The organism is Bifidobacterium myosotis (assembly GCF_002259745.1).
In the GTDB taxonomy this organism is placed as follows: Bacteria; Actinomycetota; Actinomycetes; order Actinomycetales; family Bifidobacteriaceae; genus Bifidobacterium; species Bifidobacterium myosotis.
In genome coordinates this window covers 1-17,877 of record NZ_MWWW01000024.1, presented here as the reverse complement: position 1 = coordinate 17,877, position 17,877 = coordinate 1, and the positions used below count along the sequence as shown (strand labels likewise).

The window sequence follows — 17,877 nt, the reverse complement described above, 5'->3', positions numbered from 1 at the left end:
GGGTTGATGCGATGGGCTCGTTCTCATAGCTGAGTTTGGCGATTCGGATGGCTCCGTCGGTCGACAGCCCACCGGGCTGTCTCCCTCCTCGCGCGACGACCTGCCAAGCGGATCACCGCCGTGCTACAGCGGCTGATTGCCGTGATGCTTGTCGGTGCGGCGCACCCGCCGTTTGGTGGCGAGCGTGGCGAGGGATTCGACGATCACCTCACGGGTCTGTTCGGGGTCGATCATCGCGTCGATCTGCCCGATTTCGAGCGAGAGGTTCGCGTTGACCGTGCTGGTCTCGTAGTCCTTGATGTATTTGGCCCGCAGCGCCTCCACGTCCTGCCCAGCGGCCTTGGCCTTGGCCAAGTCGTGACGGTGGATGATGTTCACCGCGCCGGCCGCGCCGAGCACCGCGATCTGCGAGGAGGGCCACGCGAAGTTGAGGTCCGCGCCGATGGCCTTCGATCCCATCACGATGTACGCGCCGCCGAACGCCTTGCGTAGCACCACGGTCACCAGCGGCACCTGCGCGTTGGCGTAGGCGTAGATTACTTTGGCGCCGCGGCGGATGATGCCGGCGTGCTCCTGGTCGGAGCCGGGCTTGTAGCCGGGCACGTCCACGAGGGTGACCACGGGAAGGTTGAAGGCGTCGCACAGGCGTACGAACCGGGCCACCTTCTCGGACGAATCGACGTCCAGGATGCCGGCCCGCACGTTCGGCTGGTTCGCCACGATGCCCACCGGCTTGCCCTCGATGCAGGCGAAGCCCACGAGCGCGGAGGCGCCGAAGAGCTCCTGCACCTGCACGAATTCGCCGTAGTCGGTGATGCAGCGGATCACATCGAGCATGTCGTACGGCTGGCGTTCGTTGGCGGGCACGATGGTGGCGAGCCGCTTGGCCGTGTCCCGTTCGGAACGGGTGGCGGCGTAGGCGTAGACGGGCGGCTGGCTTTCGGCGTTGGACGGCAGGTAGGCGAGGACCGTGCGCGCGTAGTCGATGGCGTCCGACTCGTCCTCGCCGAGGTAGTGGGCCACGCCGGAGACCCGGTTGTGGACCTCTCCACCGCCGAGGTCTGCCATCGAGATGGTCTCGCCGGTGGCCGCCTTGACCACGTCCGGGCCGGTGACGAACATGTTCGAGTTCTCGCGGGTCATGATGATGAGGTCCGTCAGGGCCGGGCAGTAAACCGCGCCGCCCGCGCACGGGCCGAGGATGAGGCTCAGCTGCGGCACGAAGCCGCTGGCCTCGCAGGTCTTGCGGAAGATGCGCCCGTACTGGGTCAGGGCCGCGACGCCCTCCTGGATGCGCGCGCCACCGGAGTCCACGATGGCCACGATCGGCACCTTCAGGGTGATGGCCATGTCCATGAGGCGGCAGATCTTCTCGCCCTCCGCGGTGCCGAGCGTGCCGCCCTTGACCGAGAAGTCCTGCGCATAGACGGCCACCTTACGGCCATAAACCAGACCGAAGCCGGTGATGACGGCCGCGCCCGCGTTGTCGCCGGCGATGTTGCCGCCCTGGAAGCGGCCGATCTCCTCGAAGGTGCCGGTGTCGAAGAGCAGGTCGAGGCGTTCGCGCGCGGTCTTCTTACCTTTGGCGTGCTGCTTGTCGCGGGCGCGCTCCTCGGCGGCGCGGGCCAGTTCGGCGGCTTTGACCACTGCGGCGCGCAACGGCTGGTGGTCGGACGGCTGGGCCACGGACGCCGCGGCGGCTCCGGCGGCATCCCCCACGCCGCCGTTGCCGGCCGCGGCGCCGGCTCCGGCGGCCACTGCTGCGGCCTGCGCGGCCTTCACCGCCGGAGAATCCATGATGTCGGTCATTTGGCGGCCTCCTTCTTGGTCACGTCAAGCGTGACGAGCGTGTCTCCGGCCTCCACGCCATCGGCGGGCCCGACGAAGATCTTCTTCACCTCGCCGGCGGCCGGCGCGTACACGTAGTTCTCCATCTTCATGGATTCGAGCACCACCAGCAGGTCGCCCTTGGCCACCTGCTGCCCTTCGGACACGTTGATGCGCGTGACCACTGCCTGCATCGGCGAGGCGATGATGCCGGACTTGGCGCCGTCGTTCGCGGCCTTGTTCGCGGACGATACGTTGTGCAACCCGGCGCCGCGCAACGGCTGGGTGGGGCGGCGGGCGCCGCGGGCGCGGGCCGAGCCGGTGAGGTTCTCGACGATGTCGAGCGGCACGGTGAGTTTGACGCGACGGTCGTTCATCTCGATGACGAACGTCTCGCTGCGGTCCTTATCGCCGCCCTCCGCCGCGCCACCGGCCGCCGCGCCGGCGAGCGATGCGGGCTGTCCGGCGCGGGCGGAGTCGGGCTCGCGGTTGAGATACGTGCGTTCCAGCCATTTGGTGGACACGTCGAACGGATGCCCATGCTCGGCGGTGAAGTCGTCGTTGCGGAAGATCTCCTTGAACAGCGGGATAGGCGTGGGCACGCCCTCGATCACGAGCTCGTCGAGCACGCGGCACACACGGGCCACGGCATCGAGACGGTTCTGGGCGGTGACGATCACCTTGCCCATCATCGAATCGAACTTCGGCGAGATGGTGTCGCCCTGTTCCACACCGGTGTCGATGCGCACGCCGGGGCCGGCCGGCCATTGGATGCGCTCGAGCGTGCCGGAACCGGGCGTCAGGTTGGTGGCGGGGTCCTCGCTGGTGATGCGCAGCTCGAAGCTGTGACCGCGCGGCTCGGGGGCCGGCGTGAGCTCCCCGCCGGCGGCGATGGTGAGCTGTTCGCGCACCAAGTCGAGTCCGGACACCTCCTCGGAGACCGTGTGCTCGACCTGCAGGCGCGGGTTGACCTCGAGGAAGTACACCTTGCCGTTGGGCGTCACCATGAACTCGCAGGTGCCCAGGCCCTCGTAGCCCACGGTGGTGAACAGGCGGCGGGAGTACTCCACAAGCGTGTCGGTGATCTGCTTGGGCAGGAAGGGCGCGGGCGCCTCCTCCACGAGCTTCTGGTTGCGGCGCTGCAGCGAGCAGTCGCGGGTGGAATAGACGGTGAAGTTGCCGTGCGAGTCACGGCCGGACTGGGTCTCCACATGACGGGCCTTGTCGATGAACTTCTCGATGAAGTATTCCTTGAGGTCGCCGCCCTGCAGCGCGTCGTGGTTCATATAGAAGCGGCGCAGCTCCTCGTCGTCGTGGACCACGGTGATGCCATGGCCGCCGCCGCCATCCGTGCGCTTCATCATGATCGGATAGCCGTGGGTGTGCGCGAAGTCAAGCAGCGTGCGCATGTCCTCCACCGGCTCGGACAGGCCCGGCACCGGCGGCACCTTGGCGCGCATGGCCACGCGGCGCGCGGTGATCTTGTCGCCGAGGTCCACGAGTGCGGTGTGATGCGGGCCGACCCAGACCGCGCCGGCCTCCTCGACCTTCTGCGCGAAGCTCGGCACCTCGGAAAGGAACCCGTAACCAGGATGCACGGCGTCCGCACCGGTGCGGTGCAGGATGTCGATGAGCAGGTCCTCGTTGAGGTACGTGTCCTTGTAGGTGTCGCCGGAAAGCAGGTACGCCTCGTCGGCCATGTCCACATAGCGGCTATCGCGGTCCTGTTCGGCGTAGACCGCTACGGTCTTGATCCCCATCTCTTTGGCCGTACGCACCACGCGCAACGCGATCTCACCGCGGTTCGCGATCAGCAGTTTTTTGACAGTATGAGCCATAGCGTCAAATTGTGGTGCGTTCGCCATCATGCAGCAAGGCCCGTTCGCACAAAACAGCTCACGCCGTTTTGTAGGCTACCAACAAACGCATCCGTAGGTTTCGCAGGCGTAGCCACGGTGGGCGATGGCTCCAAAACCGCACGGTTGCAACGTTTTGCCACATGCCATTCACCATCCCCGACCATTGACGCTTGCGGTCGATTCGTCAATTCCCGACAAACCGGAGTCAATAATTTTGTAACTTGACACGAAAACGAACGAAACCTCACATCCCTACGATGGCAACCGTAGTTGGAGGAAGGCTCCCGGATTACATCCGCCATGGCGGATCGCATCCATCGACACGCATATCGAGACTCACATCGAGCCGTTCACAGTAGGGGGAATCACATCATGCAGTCTTCGCACACCGCGGCATCCGCCGTTTCCGCCGTCTCCGTTCCGCGCCGCATCGCCGCCGCGTCCTGGAAGCCCGTACTCTTCGCCGTGCTGCTGTACCTGGCCGCGGCGGCGGGTGAGATTCCGGTCCCCGGCACGCCGGTGCCGATCACATTGCAGACCTTCGTGGTGATGCTGGCCGGCCTCATGCTGACATGGCGCCAGGCCGCCTCTTCCGTGCTGCTGTACCTGGCCGCGGGCGCGCTTGGCCTGCCGGTGTTCGCCGGAGGCGCCTCCACGATGGCGCTGGTCGGACCGAGCGCGGGCTTCCTGTTCGGCTGGGTGCCGGGCATCATCGTCATCGCGCTGCTGCGCGGCAAGGCCGATCTTTCGACGCCGGGAGCCGCCGCGCTGACCGCCGGCCGCTACCTGCTGGCCGCGCTGCTGGGCGGCATCGTGGTGATCTACTTCTTCGGCGTGACCGTACAGTCCACGCTCACCGGCGTGCCGGTGTTCACCGTGACGCTCGCCTCCATGGGCTTCGTCGTGGGCGACGTCATCAAGGCCGTCGTGGCCGCACTGGCCGCCTCCGGCCTGAGCAAGCTCGGCCGCTGAGCCGACCACCGGAGCACACCCCGGAACACCCGAACTCAGCAAATAACGGGCGGTCCGCCGGCATCACACCGACGGACCGCCCGTCTCTCTATCTTTCTTTCTTCCGGCCGCCGGCAACGTCAGTGGCACCGGCGACGTCTGTTGTCACCCGACGGTCGCGCCAATCGACCACCCGGCAGTCATGCCAATCGACGATTCGACAATCGGCGCCGCGCCTACTACAGCACGCCCACGTCGGCCGTACGCACCGTATGGTCCACGCCATCCGACGTGCGCAGAATCAGCGAAGCATCATCGTTCAGACCAATCGCCTCGCCGGTCAGCGTCGAGCCATCCGTGAAGTGCGCCTCGACCTGACGCCCGCGCGCCCAGCAGACGGTCTTCATCTCCTCGCGCAGTTCCTTGGCCTGACCGTGCGGATCGGCAACGAATGCGGTCAGACGGGTACGGAATCCCTCCACCTCACGCGCGGCCACCGCGTCACGCAGCTCCTCGAACGGGGGCAGGTCATGCACATGCAGCTGCAACGACGTGGACTGCGGCGTGGGAAGACGGCAGGCACCCAGCATCAGGTTGAGGCCGACGCCGAAGACGATCGCCACATCTTCGCTCTCGCCTGCATCGCCATTCGCCGGCAGCATCACCAATTCGGACAGCAGGCCGCCCAGCTTCAGACCATGGCAGTAGATATCGTTGGGCCACTTGAGCTCCAGCAGCGACTCCGGCTGATCGGCTTCGGCGCCGAACTCCCGAATCGCGCCATTGAGCGCATCCAGGGTGACCAGTCCGGCAATCATCTGCAGCCACCCGTTCAACGTTTCATCCGTGGCGATGGCACGCGGCAAGCGCACGGCATACGATACCGTCGACGAGCGGCCAGGCTGGCTCACCCAGGTATGTCCGTTGCGGCCACGGCCGGCGGTCTGGCGGTCCGCAGCCACCACGGCCACGGCGAGCCGTCCGCCCACCTCCGTCGGCGGCAATGTCAACGTGCCTTCCGCAATCAGGCGACCTGCCAGAGCGTTGGTCGAATCCGTCTCGGCCACGGCCACCACCTGATCGGCGGCATCATTCGTTTTCGTCAGCTGCGGCGTTGCAGCGTTCAAAGCAATAATCATGTGAGTCACATTACCCCCGATACCGCGAATCATCACCCCTTATCCCATCGAAAACCGCACAAAACCAATCATTTCGCACCATCGATATTGTGTGAGCGCTCACAAGTGAGGTAAATCACATCTCACTATATGCGTGTACGCTAGGTATTGAGCGGTCGGGCGATACCGCCTTGTCCGCCGAACTTCACAGTCGTTGTTCATTCAAAGCGCAACCCACCAGCCGAAACATGCTGCGACTACTACGGTGTCACAGTCAATGCGATGCATGGTTTGCACTATCGGTCGTGTCTTATCGGAAAGGATCTGAGCCGCACGACGGCTCGGCAATCAATCGGATTACCCCGGGCAATGCCCCGGGAACCACCATCTCAAGGAGAGCAGGTACCTTTCATGCTCAGCTTTATCGAAGACAACAGCCACCCGTTCGATTACGTGGAACGATTGGAGGGCGTCCCGGAAGGCGTCGAGGCGCGCGTGGTACGCATAGCCCCGGATCTGCCGTTCGACGCCATGGTCGCGATGCCCGCCGACCGCGTGCCGGCCGATGTCGAAGCCGAACCGGTGGGTAATCATGTGGTGATCCACCACGCCTTTCCCGATCTCGGTCCGGCCGAGGACTGGGTGGTCGCGTGGGTCAACCGGTGTCCCGCCAGCGACTTTCCGCGAAACCGGTGACGTCGCATCGCGAGAATCCACCACTCCTGCACCTCACCGAATTCCCATCGGAACAATCGCACCGGATACGACTCATCCGGGCGAATCCCACCGCGACGCTGCATCAGCACCATCGGCACCATCGGCAACGGCATCAGTCGCAATCAGTCACGTCAGTCACGTCGGCAGTTGGCGAGTGCGGCTACCATTGGCATACATGACGTCACCAGCCACCCCGCAACCTGCCGCCGTATCCCGTCCAACGCCCAACCATCCCATCGCACGGCGGATGGGGGCGGTCGCGCGTTGGACCTTGGCGGTACTGGCCTGTCTGTGGCTGGCTCTGTGCACGGCGGTCGGGCCACTGTACTGGGACTTCGACAACGGCACCATCGCCCACTGGAATTGGGCCAATACCGCCATTTTCGTGGGTTCGTTCATCATCTATCTCGGCATCGTCGGATTGCTGGTCCGCTTCGCCGCAACCGGGCGCGTACTACCCGCCTTGGTCGCCGCGCGCCTGAGCGCCGTGTTGCCAAGGTCCTCCCAGGCACCGGACTCCCGCCACGACGCGGTCGATGACGACGATGCCCTCGCTCCCCGGTTCCGCATAATCATCGGCACCATCGCCGCCGTCCTCTCCCGTGGGCTCACGTCGCTCGGTCATTGGATCGTACGCGGCACGAATCGGTTCTGGAAGATCGCACTGATCCTGTTCCTTGGCTGGCTCTGGGCACCCACCACCCTGCTCGCCGCGTTCGGCGCGGACATCCGCTCGCAGATCCGCGAGTTCAGCTGGGCCTGGAACCAATGGACGGGACTCAAACAGCCGTACATCGGCTTCTTCTCCTTCGTGCCGATGGATATCTACCCCACCGCGCACTACATGTGGCCGTCCGACCCGACGTATCTGACCGACCAGCACAACGTGGTTCTCACGGTTGTGTACGGCGCGACCGCCGCGCTCTCCCGGTCCCTGACCGGCTCGAACGACGCCGGCATCGTGGTGCTGGCCGCCGTGCAGATGCTGTTCGCCGTATTCTGCTGTGCCGCCACCGCGAACCGTTTCCTCAACCTGCCGTGGCTTCGGCGACTCACCGAGCCCGGTCAGGCCGCCGCACCACCCGCAGCGGATGCCTCCGGCGCGGACTCCATCAACGCAGCCGCCATCAACGCGACCCGCGACCACTCCGCTCCCGCCGGAGCACTGGCCCGCCTCTTCATCATCGTGTTCTTCCTGACCTGCCCGCTGGCGGTATTCGCCACGATTTCCATCACCAAATCACCGCTGTTCGCTTTCGCGTTTGTATGGTGGTTCGGCGTGTGGTACGAGCTCATCCAGACGTGGCGCCCGTCGAAGCGATCGAAGCAGTCGAAGCGACGGAACCCGAGCGTCCACGTCCACAGCGCCGTTCTCAATCTGCCGCCGCACAGCCTCATCGCCTTCGTCGTCTCCACATCGGTGATGCTGATTTCCGCGAAGTACGCCTGGTACATCATCGCCCTGCAGATCGTGCTGGCGCTCATCGCCGACAGACGCCGCTGGGCCACATACGTGGCGGCTCTGCTCATCCCCACCGTGCTAATCCACGGTGGCATCTCGTTCGCCATCTCATCCGGCGCCATCATCGGCGGCGACCCAATCGAGAGCCGCGGCGTGCAGCTGCAGCAGATCGCCCGCGTGGCCAAGCGCAATCCTGACGGCATTTCGGATGAGGCCAAGAAGAACCTCTCCCCCGTCTTCAATCTGGATCAGATGGCCGACGCCTACTTCCAGCAGGACGCGGACCCGGTGAAGTCCTCCGGCATCCAGGCCAAGAAAGTGAGCTACAAGTGGCGCACCGTCACCCCTGAGGACATGAACGGATTCAACAAGGCATGGCTCGAAATCGTCAAGGACAATCCGGTCATCGCCTTGGATGCGCTGCTCGCCAAGTGCTTCGGCTACTTCAACGTCACCGATCTGCCGTATGTCTCCATGGATTATTACGTGACCAGCGATTACGTGCAGAAGAACTCCACATGGATCAAGTCCTATAACCACCGATGGCGTGAGAAGGTGGCCAAATTCACCCAGCGCTGGGGCCGCATCCCGGTGATCGGCTGGTTCACGCACGGCAACTTCTACGTGGTGCTGACCCTGCTCATCGGCGCGGCCGAGGTGATTCGCCGTCGTTGGCTCACGTTGATGACGCATATTCCGCTGCTGCTGCTGATGGGCGTGATGATCACCGCGCCGGCCAACAACTTCGAGCGCCATATGCTGCCCGTGGCATTCGTGTTCGGGTTCGTGGCCCTCACATACTGGCGTGATTCACGGCGCGAGCTGCGCCGGCCGAACAGGTGACGGCGGTTCGCGCAGGTAGTGGCGGCGGTTGGGCTCTCAGGGGTACTCCCGGAAGCTGCATAGCCCGTCTGGCGCCGGATGGAAGCCCATGACTACACTTGGTGGCATGTCTTCCGATTTTCTCGAACTGCTCGCCACCGACGCCCGCACGGGCGATGATGCCGAAACCGCCCTTGACCGCGTACGCACTGTGTTGTTCGAGTGCCTGTTCCACGATATCGCCGACGAGCGCGTAACCTCCCTATTCACGATTCTTGGGTTCACCGGCGAGTTCGATTGTTACGCCATTGCCGGGTATCCGGCGCATTCGGCCGCCCGTACGCGCCGCGATGTCGAGAAGATCGTGGCCGATTTCGGCGGCGACTGTCTGACCGCCGAGTATGCCGCTGACGGAACATCCCCATCCTCAGTCGTGGCACTGGTACGTCAGAGCGGCGCCGCAACCCCCGAGGTTATCTGCAACACCGTCTCGGCAGCGTTCGCCGACGACCGTCCGCTGGCGTTGGGCCCGTCCCGCGCTGCAGCCTCAGGGGCGATGCATACGTTGCGTGCCGCCTTGTACTGCCTCAAGGCCGCGCCGGCGCTGGCCGCCACGGTACGGCAGATTCCGCGCCCGCTGCGCACCGACGACGCACTGCCCGAGCGCGCACTCATCGGCGACGAGGACGCCCGCGACGAGCTTGTCCGCGTGGTCTACGGCAGCCTGGCCGCAGCCGGACCGGACGATCCCACGCTGCTCACCGTCTCCACGTTCCTGCGATTCGGAGGGTCTCTGGAATCGACCGCCAAGGAGCTCAACGTCCATCCCAACACCATTCGATACCGTCTCAAGCGTGCGGCCGAATCCACCGGCTGGGACGCCACCGACCCGCGCGAGGCGTACGTGCTCACCACCGCCATCGCCCTCGGCCGCATGACGGAATAACGATTCAAGCCACGCATCGCCGAACATCTCAAACATGCACAACCGGGCTCCTCATGAGAGGAGTCCGGTTGACGGTTCAAATCCAATACCCGAATATTCGTGGCATCGCTCACACGCCAGCCGTCGCACTGGCCAACGCTTGCTCGCGAACCGCGTTCTCGGCCACGATCTTCCTGCGGTTGTACCACATGAGTGCAGCACAGCCAACGACGCACACCGCCGCACCAATCCACTTGAGTGCGCCCAGATTGTACAGAATCCAAGCCAACGGGTTACCGGCATAATCGAAGCTCGCCACGGCATTTGTGCCATCCGGCAAGGTAACACCGGAGGCGACGGCCGCCTTGGTGAATACAGCGGCGAGCGCCGTGGCGGAATAATCACCGATGACCAGCGCCACCATGCCGATAACGAACGTGCGGAACACGTTGCCCTTGGTAATCGGCACCACGAGCGGGAAGATGTACATCGCACCCGCCAACGAGGCAATGGGCAGGAACTGATTGCCGGGGAGCACCACGGACAGGAACAGGATGAACGGCACCACCAGCACCGAGCACACCATGATGGTCGGGTCGCCCACCACAATCGACGGGCTCAGGCCGATGAGGAAGTCTACCTTGCCCTTAAACTTCTTCTGCAACAGTTTCTTGACGGCTTCAGTGATGGGCAGCAACCCCTCGCCGAACAGTCCGGAGATGCGGGGAATAAGCAGCATGACCGCACCGATGTTGACGGCAAGCTTCAGAATCGACGTCACATCATACCGTGCGAGAATGCCGAGCACAGCGCCGATCACCGTGCCCAGGAACAACGGTTCGCCGATGAAGCCGAGCTTCTCCTGCAGCTTCTTGGCGTCCCAGTCGATTTTGTTGATGCCGGGGCATTTTTCCATCAGCCAGTTGAGCGCATGGGCAATCGGCGCATACGGCGCGCACACCGGAACAGGGAATGCGATGCCATTGACCTTGTCGTGGCCGTAATAGGCAAGCACACGCTTGGATTCGATGTCTCCAATGCAGTTGATGATGATGAAGTTCACGGCCACGATGAACAACGACCAGCCGAAGCTGTTCGTCACCAGATATACCAGTGCGCCGATGAAGGCGTAATGCCAGTAGTTGAACAGGTCCATGGCGATGGTCTTGGTGGTCTTGGTCAGCAGCATCACCACGTTGAGCGCCAGCCCGAACGGAATGACCAAGGCGCCAACCTGCGAACTATATGCGACTTGTGAAGCGGCCGGCCATCCGATGTCCAGAACATTGAGATTCAGCCCATACAGTTCGACGATTTTGTTGATGACCGGACCGAGGTTATCGGTGAGCAATGTGGTCACGATGCTCAGACCAACGAACGCGACACCGACCGTCAGGCCGGATTTCAACGATTTGACGAAGCCCAGGCCCACACATGTGCCGATGATGGTGAAGATGATCGGCATCATCACCGAGGCGCCCAACCCAAGAATCCAAGTTATGACTTGCATAGCAATCCCTATCCTTAGCCTTCCCCCATCCGAGCCCATCCAGCAGACGATTGGGGAAGGCCCTCACTTCAGCAACGAATCAGTACAGTCTCTCGAAGATGTCCAGCACGTCCGACTCATCCAATGGCACGAAATCGTTGCGCATCAGACGCTGCTGGGTCTCCATCACCCGATGCGCCCACACGGGCAGCTCCTCACGAGTGACGCCGTATTCATGCAGCGCCTTCTTAGGCAGCAGACGGTCGATCAACGCTTCCAGCTCGTCGTATACATGCGCCACATCGCATCCGAGGATGTTCGCAATGAAGGTATTGAGCATGGCGATCTCACCGTCTGACTTGATGTCCATGTACTTGCGCAGCACGCCGGTGAACATCGCGTAATTCGATTCTCCGTGCGCCACATGGTAGTTACCGCCAAGCTGGTAGCTCAATGCGTGCACGGCCGCGCAGCCGCCCGTGCCGAATGCGATGCCGGCATAGGCGGAGGCCATCAGGAAATCACCCATAATGGCGTTGCGCACCTCGGGTCCTCCGGCGACGACCTTCTGGTAACCGCCGAGAATCATCTCCACCGCTCGGTAGCCGAACAGTTTCACGACCGGGGTGGAGTTAGGCGAGAGAATCGATTCGACCGCATGGCAAAGCGCGTCAATCGAACTGGTGGCGAACACATAGTTCGGCAGACCGTACAGCAGTTCGGGAATGAGCACCGCCGAGTCACCGTACATGGCCGGACATCCCATGCCCACTTTGGTTCCCAGTTTGGTGCGATTGATCGCGGCAAGCATGGTGACTTCGGAACCGGTGCCGCAGGTAGTCGGCACGAGCACCAATTCCACGCTACGACTCAGATTGGGCAACCGATTGAAGATCTCGTCCATATCCGCACCACCCGAGCAGGCCACAACTTTAGCCACATCCATGACAGCACCGCCGCCTATGGCCACCACGCGCTTGGTCTGCGCCAAATCAGCGTCACGAATCATCGCGTCAATCATGTCATCCGTCGGTTCCGAGGTACCGTACGAATCGACGAGCAACACCTGCGCATCATCCACACGTCCTTTCAGATAGGTGTCGTAGATGATTCCGGCAGTGAAAATAAGGTCTCCTTGACCGACGTGGAATTCATCGATGAACTCCTGAACCGTGGTATTCGAGTAGAGCGTGGGTCCGACTTCGATAAGCTTCATTGCTTCCATTCCTTTGCTTGTTGCTTGAGTTCGCTTGAGGATGGTTTCCGCACGCCCGTCGGTCAACGGCCGTGCGGAAACCTAATGTTGGTTGGGAGAAAAACACAGAGGGCTGGTCACTGGAACACGTCCGCCCGGCCCGGGCAGCCCTTAATGCTTACGATCCACCGCACGCCTAGCGGCATGTACGATATCCTCCACGGTCATGCCATACTGTTCGGCGAGATATTCGAGGGTACCGACCTGCCCGAATCGGTCATGGATGCCGATGAGCTCCATCGGCACCGGCGCATTACGCACCACGGTCTCGCTGACCGCGGCGCCCAGACCGGTGGTGATGTTATGGTTCTCTGCCACTACTATGGCCCCGGTTTCGCGGGCCGCACGTACCACGGCCTCATCATCAAGCGGCTTCCATGTGAACATGTCCAGGATTCGCGTATGGATACCGCTCTTGGCCAGTTCGTCCGCCGCCTTCATCGCGTTCGCCACGCACAGACCGGAGGCGATGATAGTCACATCGGCGTCCGCATCATCACGTACGGTCATGGCCTTGCCGATTTCGAAGGTGGTGCCATCCTCGTAGATCTTCGTGCATTCCCTGCGAACCAGCCGCATGTACTGCATGCCATAGTGGTCGGCCATCCATCCCATCACCCACTTGAGCATCGTGATGTCGGTAGGCTCGATGATGGTCATCTGCGGAATACCGCGCATGATGCCCATATCCTCGAACGGCATATGCGTGCCGCCGTTGGTTTTGGCGGTGATGCCCGGATCAGAGCCGATGAGCTTGACGTTGGCCTTAGAGTAGGCGCCGGAGATGAAGATCTGATCGGTGGCACGGCGGGACATGAACGTGGCAAAAGTATGGGCGAACGGAATTTTGCCCGCCAGCGACAGGCCAACGGCCACGCCGACCATATTGGCCTCCTGAATGCCGCAGTCCACCGTGCGGTCGGGGTACCGGGCGAGGAAGGGCTTGGTGCCCATGGCTCCCATGAGATCGGCGTCAAGCACCATCAGTTCCGGATGGGTTTCGGCCAGTTCGATGAGACGGTCGCAGAATGCGGCGCGCATCTCTTGGGATTCGGGTTGGAGTTCCTTGACAATCATTGCTGTAGGTCCTTTGGGTTGGTCCGCTTATAGACGGCGCATAGTTGCGACATCCGCTCGTTGGCTGTCGGCCGATCTATCTGCCGACGCACTCGGCGACTCATCGGTGACGGTGTATCGATAACGCACTGGATGCATGTAGACGCGCATCCGGAGTGACAACGTTTTGAGCGTTCAGACGAAAAATGGCTAAAGATTAAGAAAGATCAGGAAGCGAGGCGGGACAGTCGACTGTCGCTCGATACACTGCCACTGGTCAGATTGCATCGTAATGGCGTTGCAATTCGGCGAGTGCCTCCTCAAGCTGTTGCGGTGAGACTGCCGGAGCATGGCTGTTCGTCTTGCCTTGGATCTCGCTCCATCCCAATCCTTTGACGGTATTGAGAACAATCATGCTCGGTTTGCCGGTGGTCTGCGTCTTAGCGGTTTCGATGGCCTCATGGATAGCAACCACGTCGTTGCCATCCTCAAGGTTCTGCACGAACCAACCGAAATCCTCGAACTTCGCGGCCATGTCACCCATAGCGCAGATATCGTCGCAGAAACCGTCGAGCTGGAGCTTGTTATAGTCCACGAAGGCGATGAGGTTATCGAGGTGATGCTGCGGGGCGAACAATGCCATCTCCCAGACCTGGCCCTCCTGCGATTCGCCGTCGCCCAGAATCAGGTACACGTTGTTCGGTTTTTTATCGAGCTTGAAGGCCAGTGCCATGCCCGCAGCCACCGACCCACCTTGTCCAAGGGATCCAGCCGACATATCGATGCCAGGCACCAGCAGACGATCAGCATGACTGGGCAGGTGCGTGCCGTTCTTGTTCATGGTCTTGAGCCATTCCATCGGGAAAAAGCCCTTGAGGGCCAACGTGGCGTACAGCGCCGGCGCACAATGCCCCTTTGAAAGCACCAATAGGTCACGCTCTTCCCATTGTGGGTCGCTGGGGTCGAATTTCATTTCGCCGTTGTACAGTACCGATAGCACATCCGCCACGGACATCGATCCGCCCACATGCCCCAGCCCGAATGCCGCGATGCACCTGATGGCCTCCATACGAATCTGCCATGAGAATCGCCGCATATCCTTGATGTGATCTTCAGTTAATTTCTCACTCACGATATACCCTTCCCCATTGATGAATATATTCAACTGGAAACTTACTTTCACCTGAACTACTTTGCTCAGGTAACAGAATAGTAGTCTAGTTAGCAAGAAGATGAGTGACAAGTCGAAACTATTACGGCGTGTTGCAAAACGGACTTCTTTTCTTATTTGAGGGAAAACATGGGCAAAATAACAATAAAGGATGCGACTATGTCGCATCCTTTGAGATAAAAGTCTTGATTCTACGAAATCGGAGCCGAGGGACAGCCTTCACGACCACGACTGATGGCAGAGCCGCCCTGAGGGACAACCACATCCCCGTATACCGATTCCGTTTACCGGAACTAGTGGTCTGTCTCACTAATGATTGAGGGGTTTCAGCTTTTTCTCTCCCTTAGTCAGCTTCGCTGACGGCCCCTCGTCAGGGGAGGGCGATACCACTCAAACAATTGAGAGACGGACCACTAGAACAATGATTGATTGACTCAAGGTAATATCGTTGGTCAAGACGCCGCATCGAACGTATCTCGGACTACTGGTGTTGCGCGTCCTGTACGGCCTTGACACCCTCTCGCAATAGTTCGGCAAGGGATTCCTGCATGGCGAGCACTTCGTCCACAAATCCACCGGCGGACAGGGCAGCGATTACATGACCGTCTGCCGGATCCAGAATCGGCACGCCGACGGCGCCGATGCCGAGCGTCACGTCTTCGTCGGACAGCGCATATCCACGAGACCGTGTCCTGGCGATATCGTCGCGCAGCTGCTCGACCGTCACCAGGGTGTTTTCGTTGTATGCCGGGAATGGAGCGCGAGCCAAGTACCGTTCAATCGCATCATCATCGAAATAGGCAAGCGTGACACGGCCTGCGGCACCTGCATGCAACGGCAGCACTCGACCTGGACGCAGAATCACCGAATCGATGGCATGGCCCTGCGCACACTCCACGCACACGGTTTCGTCGCCGGACGCAACGGTAAGGAACGAAGTCATGCCAGTTCGCGCGGTGATTGACCGCATCACCGGCAACGCCCCGTCCCATTCGGTGCGTGATGCGCGTGCGGCATCCGCCAGACGAAGCCAATCGAGGGACAGCGTATAGTTGCCGTCATCATCGGCGGTTGCCCAGCCCACATCCACAAGGCCGTCAAGGACTCGGTACACAGACGAACGTGGAATATCGCAAGCGTCGGCAATATCCGCCGGGGCAAGACCACTTTCAGCGGCCAACGCCTCAATTACGCGGCTGGCCTTATCCAAGGCGCGGGTAGGTTCTTTCTGGTCACGCTGTTCTCGGGGTCCGTGTTGCCTGTCAGCCATCGTCAGGCCTCCTTCCGATTCGCGTAGACGCCGGTGAAGCCCAATCCACGCGACACTTCCGCGCCCACCGACCTGACCAGTTCAATCATGCTGTCGCCGGGGGTCTGATTGTTGTGGTCAGCCTGTCCGGCGACGTGTCCGGCTTCTTCAAGATCGATTATCAGCGAACGCGAAAGACCACCGAGTGCGATTGCAGCCTGAATCTCCCCGGCATGGTTGAACACCGGTACGCTGATGGTCACCGAACCAGCCATCGTCTGGCCCACATCGTAAGCGAATCCTTGCTCACGAATGGTTCGGGCGCGGTCCACGGCAGTGGCTCGCATCGTGGAGAATGTGCCACCAAGCTCGTTGTTGTAGGCATAATGCTCAAGCAGCTGCTCATATCGGTCGGACGGCAGCCATGCAGTCAGTACATGCGATGGCGCACCCATGCTTAGGGACAGACTGTTGCCCACCAGCTGGCCGTAGCTTTGCAGCGCCTCACGCGTGCGGGTTTCAATGCATACGGACCGTAGGCGTCGGCGGACGAACAACGCCCAGACACCGAATTGGGCTCGATGCGCGCGGAAAGCACGGCGCGTGATTTGCTGGATGTCCAATCGGCTTTCCACTTGCCCGCCGATGCGAACACAATTAATGCCAAGCCGGTACTCGCCACGACGCTGACCACGCTCCACCCAGCCAACGGCAGACAGATTGTCTAAAAGACGATAGGTGGAACTGATGGGTTCACCGGTAAGCTCGCTGATGGTGCGGACGGCGCAAGACCCATGATCGGCAAGTACGTTCAAAACCGCTTTTGACTTGACCAGCGCCTCAACGCTCCGGTCGTCTCGGCTCTGTGCACCCATACGCTGCTCCCATCCAAATTCTCAGTTTTGGTTTTATTGTAGCGGGATTATGGGATGCGACGAAGTTTCATTGATAATTCAATGACCATTGGTTTTGGAATGGGCCGGTCTTTTTTGGGCTTCTTTGGGAGATCGGACCAACCGCAATCATGATGGATTATCAGGCTCTTCCGATTTTTGTGTGTAAAGGCCATGCGTTTTCATTGCTTAGGTACATTCGACTTTTCCTAGGTGCATATTCATCGACACCTTGCGCGCATACCCGCCTTGTTGCGCCATCCCGTCCTCCGGAACCCACCCAGGAAACGATAAATGTACCTAAGGTAACCCAATGAATTCCAATTGGGCGGAGCTGGAAAGGGCAGTCCCGGCATGGAGACGGTGTGGATTGTTTGTTGGGCTTGTTGTTGTGGGTTGGTGTCGGGTGTGCGCATATGAGTGGAGCCCCGGTGGATTGTCTCCATCGGGGCTCCCTGTAACGTATGAATGCGGCGGTGTGCTACTCTCCCACATCCTCTCGAATGCAGTACCATCGCCGTGCCAGGCCTTAGCTTCCGGGTTCGGAATGGATGCCGGGCGTCTCTCCTGGGCCATGACCGCCGCAAATCTTCGATTATCATCCCACACGCGCTGGTGTGGGGGATTGGTTCCCGTGATGGTTTGGGGACCGGATAGCGGACGCGAAATGCCGAAATGTGTCTTGTGGTCATCCGGATGCTCCATGCCGTCCGGAGGTCCGAGCGCAGTACATTGTTCTCGGATGCTCCCCAACAGGGTTGGGGTGTGTGTTGCCGTTCCCCCGTTAGTACCGGTCAGCTCCACCCCTTGCGGGGCTTCCACGTCCGGCCTATCCACCACGTGTTCTCCATGGGGGGTACAGAGGCTCGAGGCCTCACGGAATGCTTATCTCGGAGCAGGCTTCCCGCTTAGATGCTTTCAGCGGTTATCCCTCCCGAACGTAGCNAACCGGCCGTGCCACTGGCGTGACAACCGGCATACCAGAGGTTCGTCCACCCAGGTCCTCTCGTACTATGGGCAGGCCTCCTCAGCATTCCAACGAGCGCAGAGGATAGAGACCAAACTGTCTCACGACGTTCTGAA

Annotated in this window: 13 protein-coding genes and 2 rRNA genes; 4 read left to right on the top strand and 11 right to left on the bottom strand. The window is 61.2% G+C overall.

All coding sequences use genetic code 11. From position 1 onward, the window contains the following. Nucleotides 1–123: 123 nt before the first annotated feature. Nucleotides 124–1,809, bottom strand: a complete 1,686-nt coding sequence (locus BMYO_RS09320; RefSeq protein ID WP_094668203.1) for an acyl-CoA carboxylase subunit beta — start codon at nucleotides 1,807–1,809, stop codon at nucleotides 124–126. Further along, nucleotides 1,806–3,665 carry an acetyl/propionyl/methylcrotonyl-CoA carboxylase subunit alpha gene (locus BMYO_RS09315; protein WP_094668202.1) on the bottom strand — a complete coding sequence of 620 codons (1,860 nt, stop codon included), beginning with the start codon at nucleotides 3,663–3,665 and terminating at the stop codon, nucleotides 1,806–1,808. Before BMYO_RS09315 ends, BMYO_RS09320 begins: the two co-directional genes overlap by 4 nt. Before the next feature lie 393 nt (nucleotides 3,666–4,058). On the opposite strand from BMYO_RS09315, the gene BMYO_RS09310 reads away from it, so the two are divergent. Then, nucleotides 4,059–4,658 (top strand): biotin transporter BioY, encoded by a 600-nt coding sequence (locus BMYO_RS09310; protein WP_094668201.1) that lies wholly within the window; start codon nucleotides 4,059–4,061, stop codon nucleotides 4,656–4,658. Nucleotides 4,659–4,876: 218 nt separating this feature from the next. Here the strand turns inward: BMYO_RS09310 and BMYO_RS09305 are convergent, their stop codons facing one another. Then, complete coding sequence (locus BMYO_RS09305) at nucleotides 4,877–5,776, bottom strand: biotin--[acetyl-CoA-carboxylase] ligase (protein ID WP_094668200.1); 900 nt, start codon at nucleotides 5,774–5,776, stop codon at nucleotides 4,877–4,879. Nucleotides 5,777–6,166: 390 nt separating this feature from the next. Between BMYO_RS09305 and BMYO_RS09300 the strand changes: the two genes are divergently transcribed. The 3 genes from BMYO_RS09300 (at nucleotide 6,167) to BMYO_RS09290 (ending at nucleotide 9,702) form a co-directional block, all read left to right on the top strand. Then, a complete protein-coding gene (locus BMYO_RS09300; RefSeq protein ID WP_094668199.1) occupies nucleotides 6,167–6,451 on the top strand; it encodes a hypothetical protein in 285 nt (94 codons plus the stop codon). Nucleotides 6,452–6,647: 196 nt separating this feature from the next. Continuing rightward, on the top strand, nucleotides 6,648–8,777 hold the full coding sequence (locus tag BMYO_RS09295; RefSeq protein WP_169834126.1) for a DUF6020 family protein: 2,130 nt from the start codon (nucleotides 6,648–6,650) through the stop codon (nucleotides 8,775–8,777). Nucleotides 8,778–8,865: 88 nt separating this feature from the next. Then, nucleotides 8,866–9,702 (top strand): PucR family transcriptional regulator, encoded by an 837-nt coding sequence (locus BMYO_RS09290; protein WP_420807306.1) that lies wholly within the window; start codon nucleotides 8,866–8,868, stop codon nucleotides 9,700–9,702. Nucleotides 9,703–9,811: 109 nt separating this feature from the next. Here the strand turns inward: BMYO_RS09290 and BMYO_RS09285 are convergent, their stop codons facing one another. The 8 genes from BMYO_RS09285 to BMYO_RS09250 all read right to left on the bottom strand — a co-directional run. Then, the gene (locus BMYO_RS09285; RefSeq protein ID WP_094668196.1) at nucleotides 9,812–11,191 is read right to left on the bottom strand and encodes a PTS galactitol transporter subunit IIC; all 1,380 of its coding nucleotides are present in this window, start codon (nucleotides 11,189–11,191) and stop codon (nucleotides 9,812–9,814) included. Nucleotides 11,192–11,270: 79 nt separating this feature from the next. Beyond that, nucleotides 11,271–12,386: a 4-hydroxybutyrate dehydrogenase gene (locus tag BMYO_RS09280; RefSeq protein ID WP_094668195.1), complete on the bottom strand. Its 1,116-nt coding sequence runs from the start codon at nucleotides 12,384–12,386 to the stop codon at nucleotides 11,271–11,273. Nucleotides 12,387–12,536: 150 nt separating this feature from the next. After that, nucleotides 12,537–13,502: a transketolase family protein gene (locus BMYO_RS09275; protein WP_094668194.1), complete on the bottom strand. Its 966-nt coding sequence runs from the start codon at nucleotides 13,500–13,502 to the stop codon at nucleotides 12,537–12,539. A 256-nt stretch (nucleotides 13,503–13,758) separates the two neighbouring features. Then, on the bottom strand, nucleotides 13,759–14,664 hold the full coding sequence (locus BMYO_RS09270; RefSeq protein WP_211276844.1) for a transketolase: 906 nt from the start codon (nucleotides 14,662–14,664) through the stop codon (nucleotides 13,759–13,761). Nucleotides 14,665–15,133: 469 nt separating this feature from the next. Continuing rightward, nucleotides 15,134–15,922: an IclR family transcriptional regulator gene (locus BMYO_RS09265; protein ID WP_094668192.1), complete on the bottom strand. Its 789-nt coding sequence runs from the start codon at nucleotides 15,920–15,922 to the stop codon at nucleotides 15,134–15,136. A gap of 2 nt (nucleotides 15,923–15,924) precedes the next feature. Next, a complete protein-coding gene (locus BMYO_RS09260; protein WP_094668191.1) occupies nucleotides 15,925–16,776 on the bottom strand; it encodes an IclR family transcriptional regulator in 852 nt (283 codons plus the stop codon). Nucleotides 16,777–17,262: 486 nt separating this feature from the next. Next, nucleotides 17,263–17,380: ribosomal RNA gene (rrf, locus tag BMYO_RS09255) — 5S ribosomal RNA — on the bottom strand. A 178-nt stretch (nucleotides 17,381–17,558) separates the two neighbouring features. Next, nucleotides 17,559–17,877: ribosomal RNA gene (locus tag BMYO_RS09250) — 23S ribosomal RNA — on the bottom strand; the annotation flags it as partial.

Coding starts and splice junctions, on each gene's coding strand:
- BMYO_RS09320 (WP_094668203.1), bottom strand. CDS start 1,809: ATGACCGACATCATGGATTCTCCGGCGGTGAAGGCCGCGCAGGCCGCA.
- BMYO_RS09315 (WP_094668202.1), bottom strand. CDS start 3,665: ATGGCTCATACTGTCAAAAAACTGCTGATCGCGAACCGCGGTGAGATC.
- BMYO_RS09310 (WP_094668201.1), top strand. CDS start 4,059: ATGCAGTCTTCGCACACCGCGGCATCCGCCGTTTCCGCCGTCTCCGTT.
- BMYO_RS09305 (WP_094668200.1), bottom strand. CDS start 5,776: ATGATTATTGCTTTGAACGCTGCAACGCCGCAGCTGACGAAAACGAAT.
- BMYO_RS09300 (WP_094668199.1), top strand. CDS start 6,167: ATGCTCAGCTTTATCGAAGACAACAGCCACCCGTTCGATTACGTGGAA.
- BMYO_RS09295 (WP_169834126.1), top strand. CDS start 6,648: ATGACGTCACCAGCCACCCCGCAACCTGCCGCCGTATCCCGTCCAACG.
- BMYO_RS09290 (WP_420807306.1), top strand. CDS start 8,866: ATGACTACACTTGGTGGCATGTCTTCCGATTTTCTCGAACTGCTCGCC.
- BMYO_RS09285 (WP_094668196.1), bottom strand. CDS start 11,191: ATGCAAGTCATAACTTGGATTCTTGGGTTGGGCGCCTCGGTGATGATG.
- BMYO_RS09280 (WP_094668195.1), bottom strand. CDS start 12,386: ATGAAGCTTATCGAAGTCGGACCCACGCTCTACTCGAATACCACGGTT.
- BMYO_RS09275 (WP_094668194.1), bottom strand. CDS start 13,502: ATGATTGTCAAGGAACTCCAACCCGAATCCCAAGAGATGCGCGCCGCA.
- BMYO_RS09265 (WP_094668192.1), bottom strand. CDS start 15,922: ATGGCTGACAGGCAACACGGACCCCGAGAACAGCGTGACCAGAAAGAA.
- BMYO_RS09260 (WP_094668191.1), bottom strand. CDS start 16,776: ATGGGTGCACAGAGCCGAGACGACCGGAGCGTTGAGGCGCTGGTCAAG.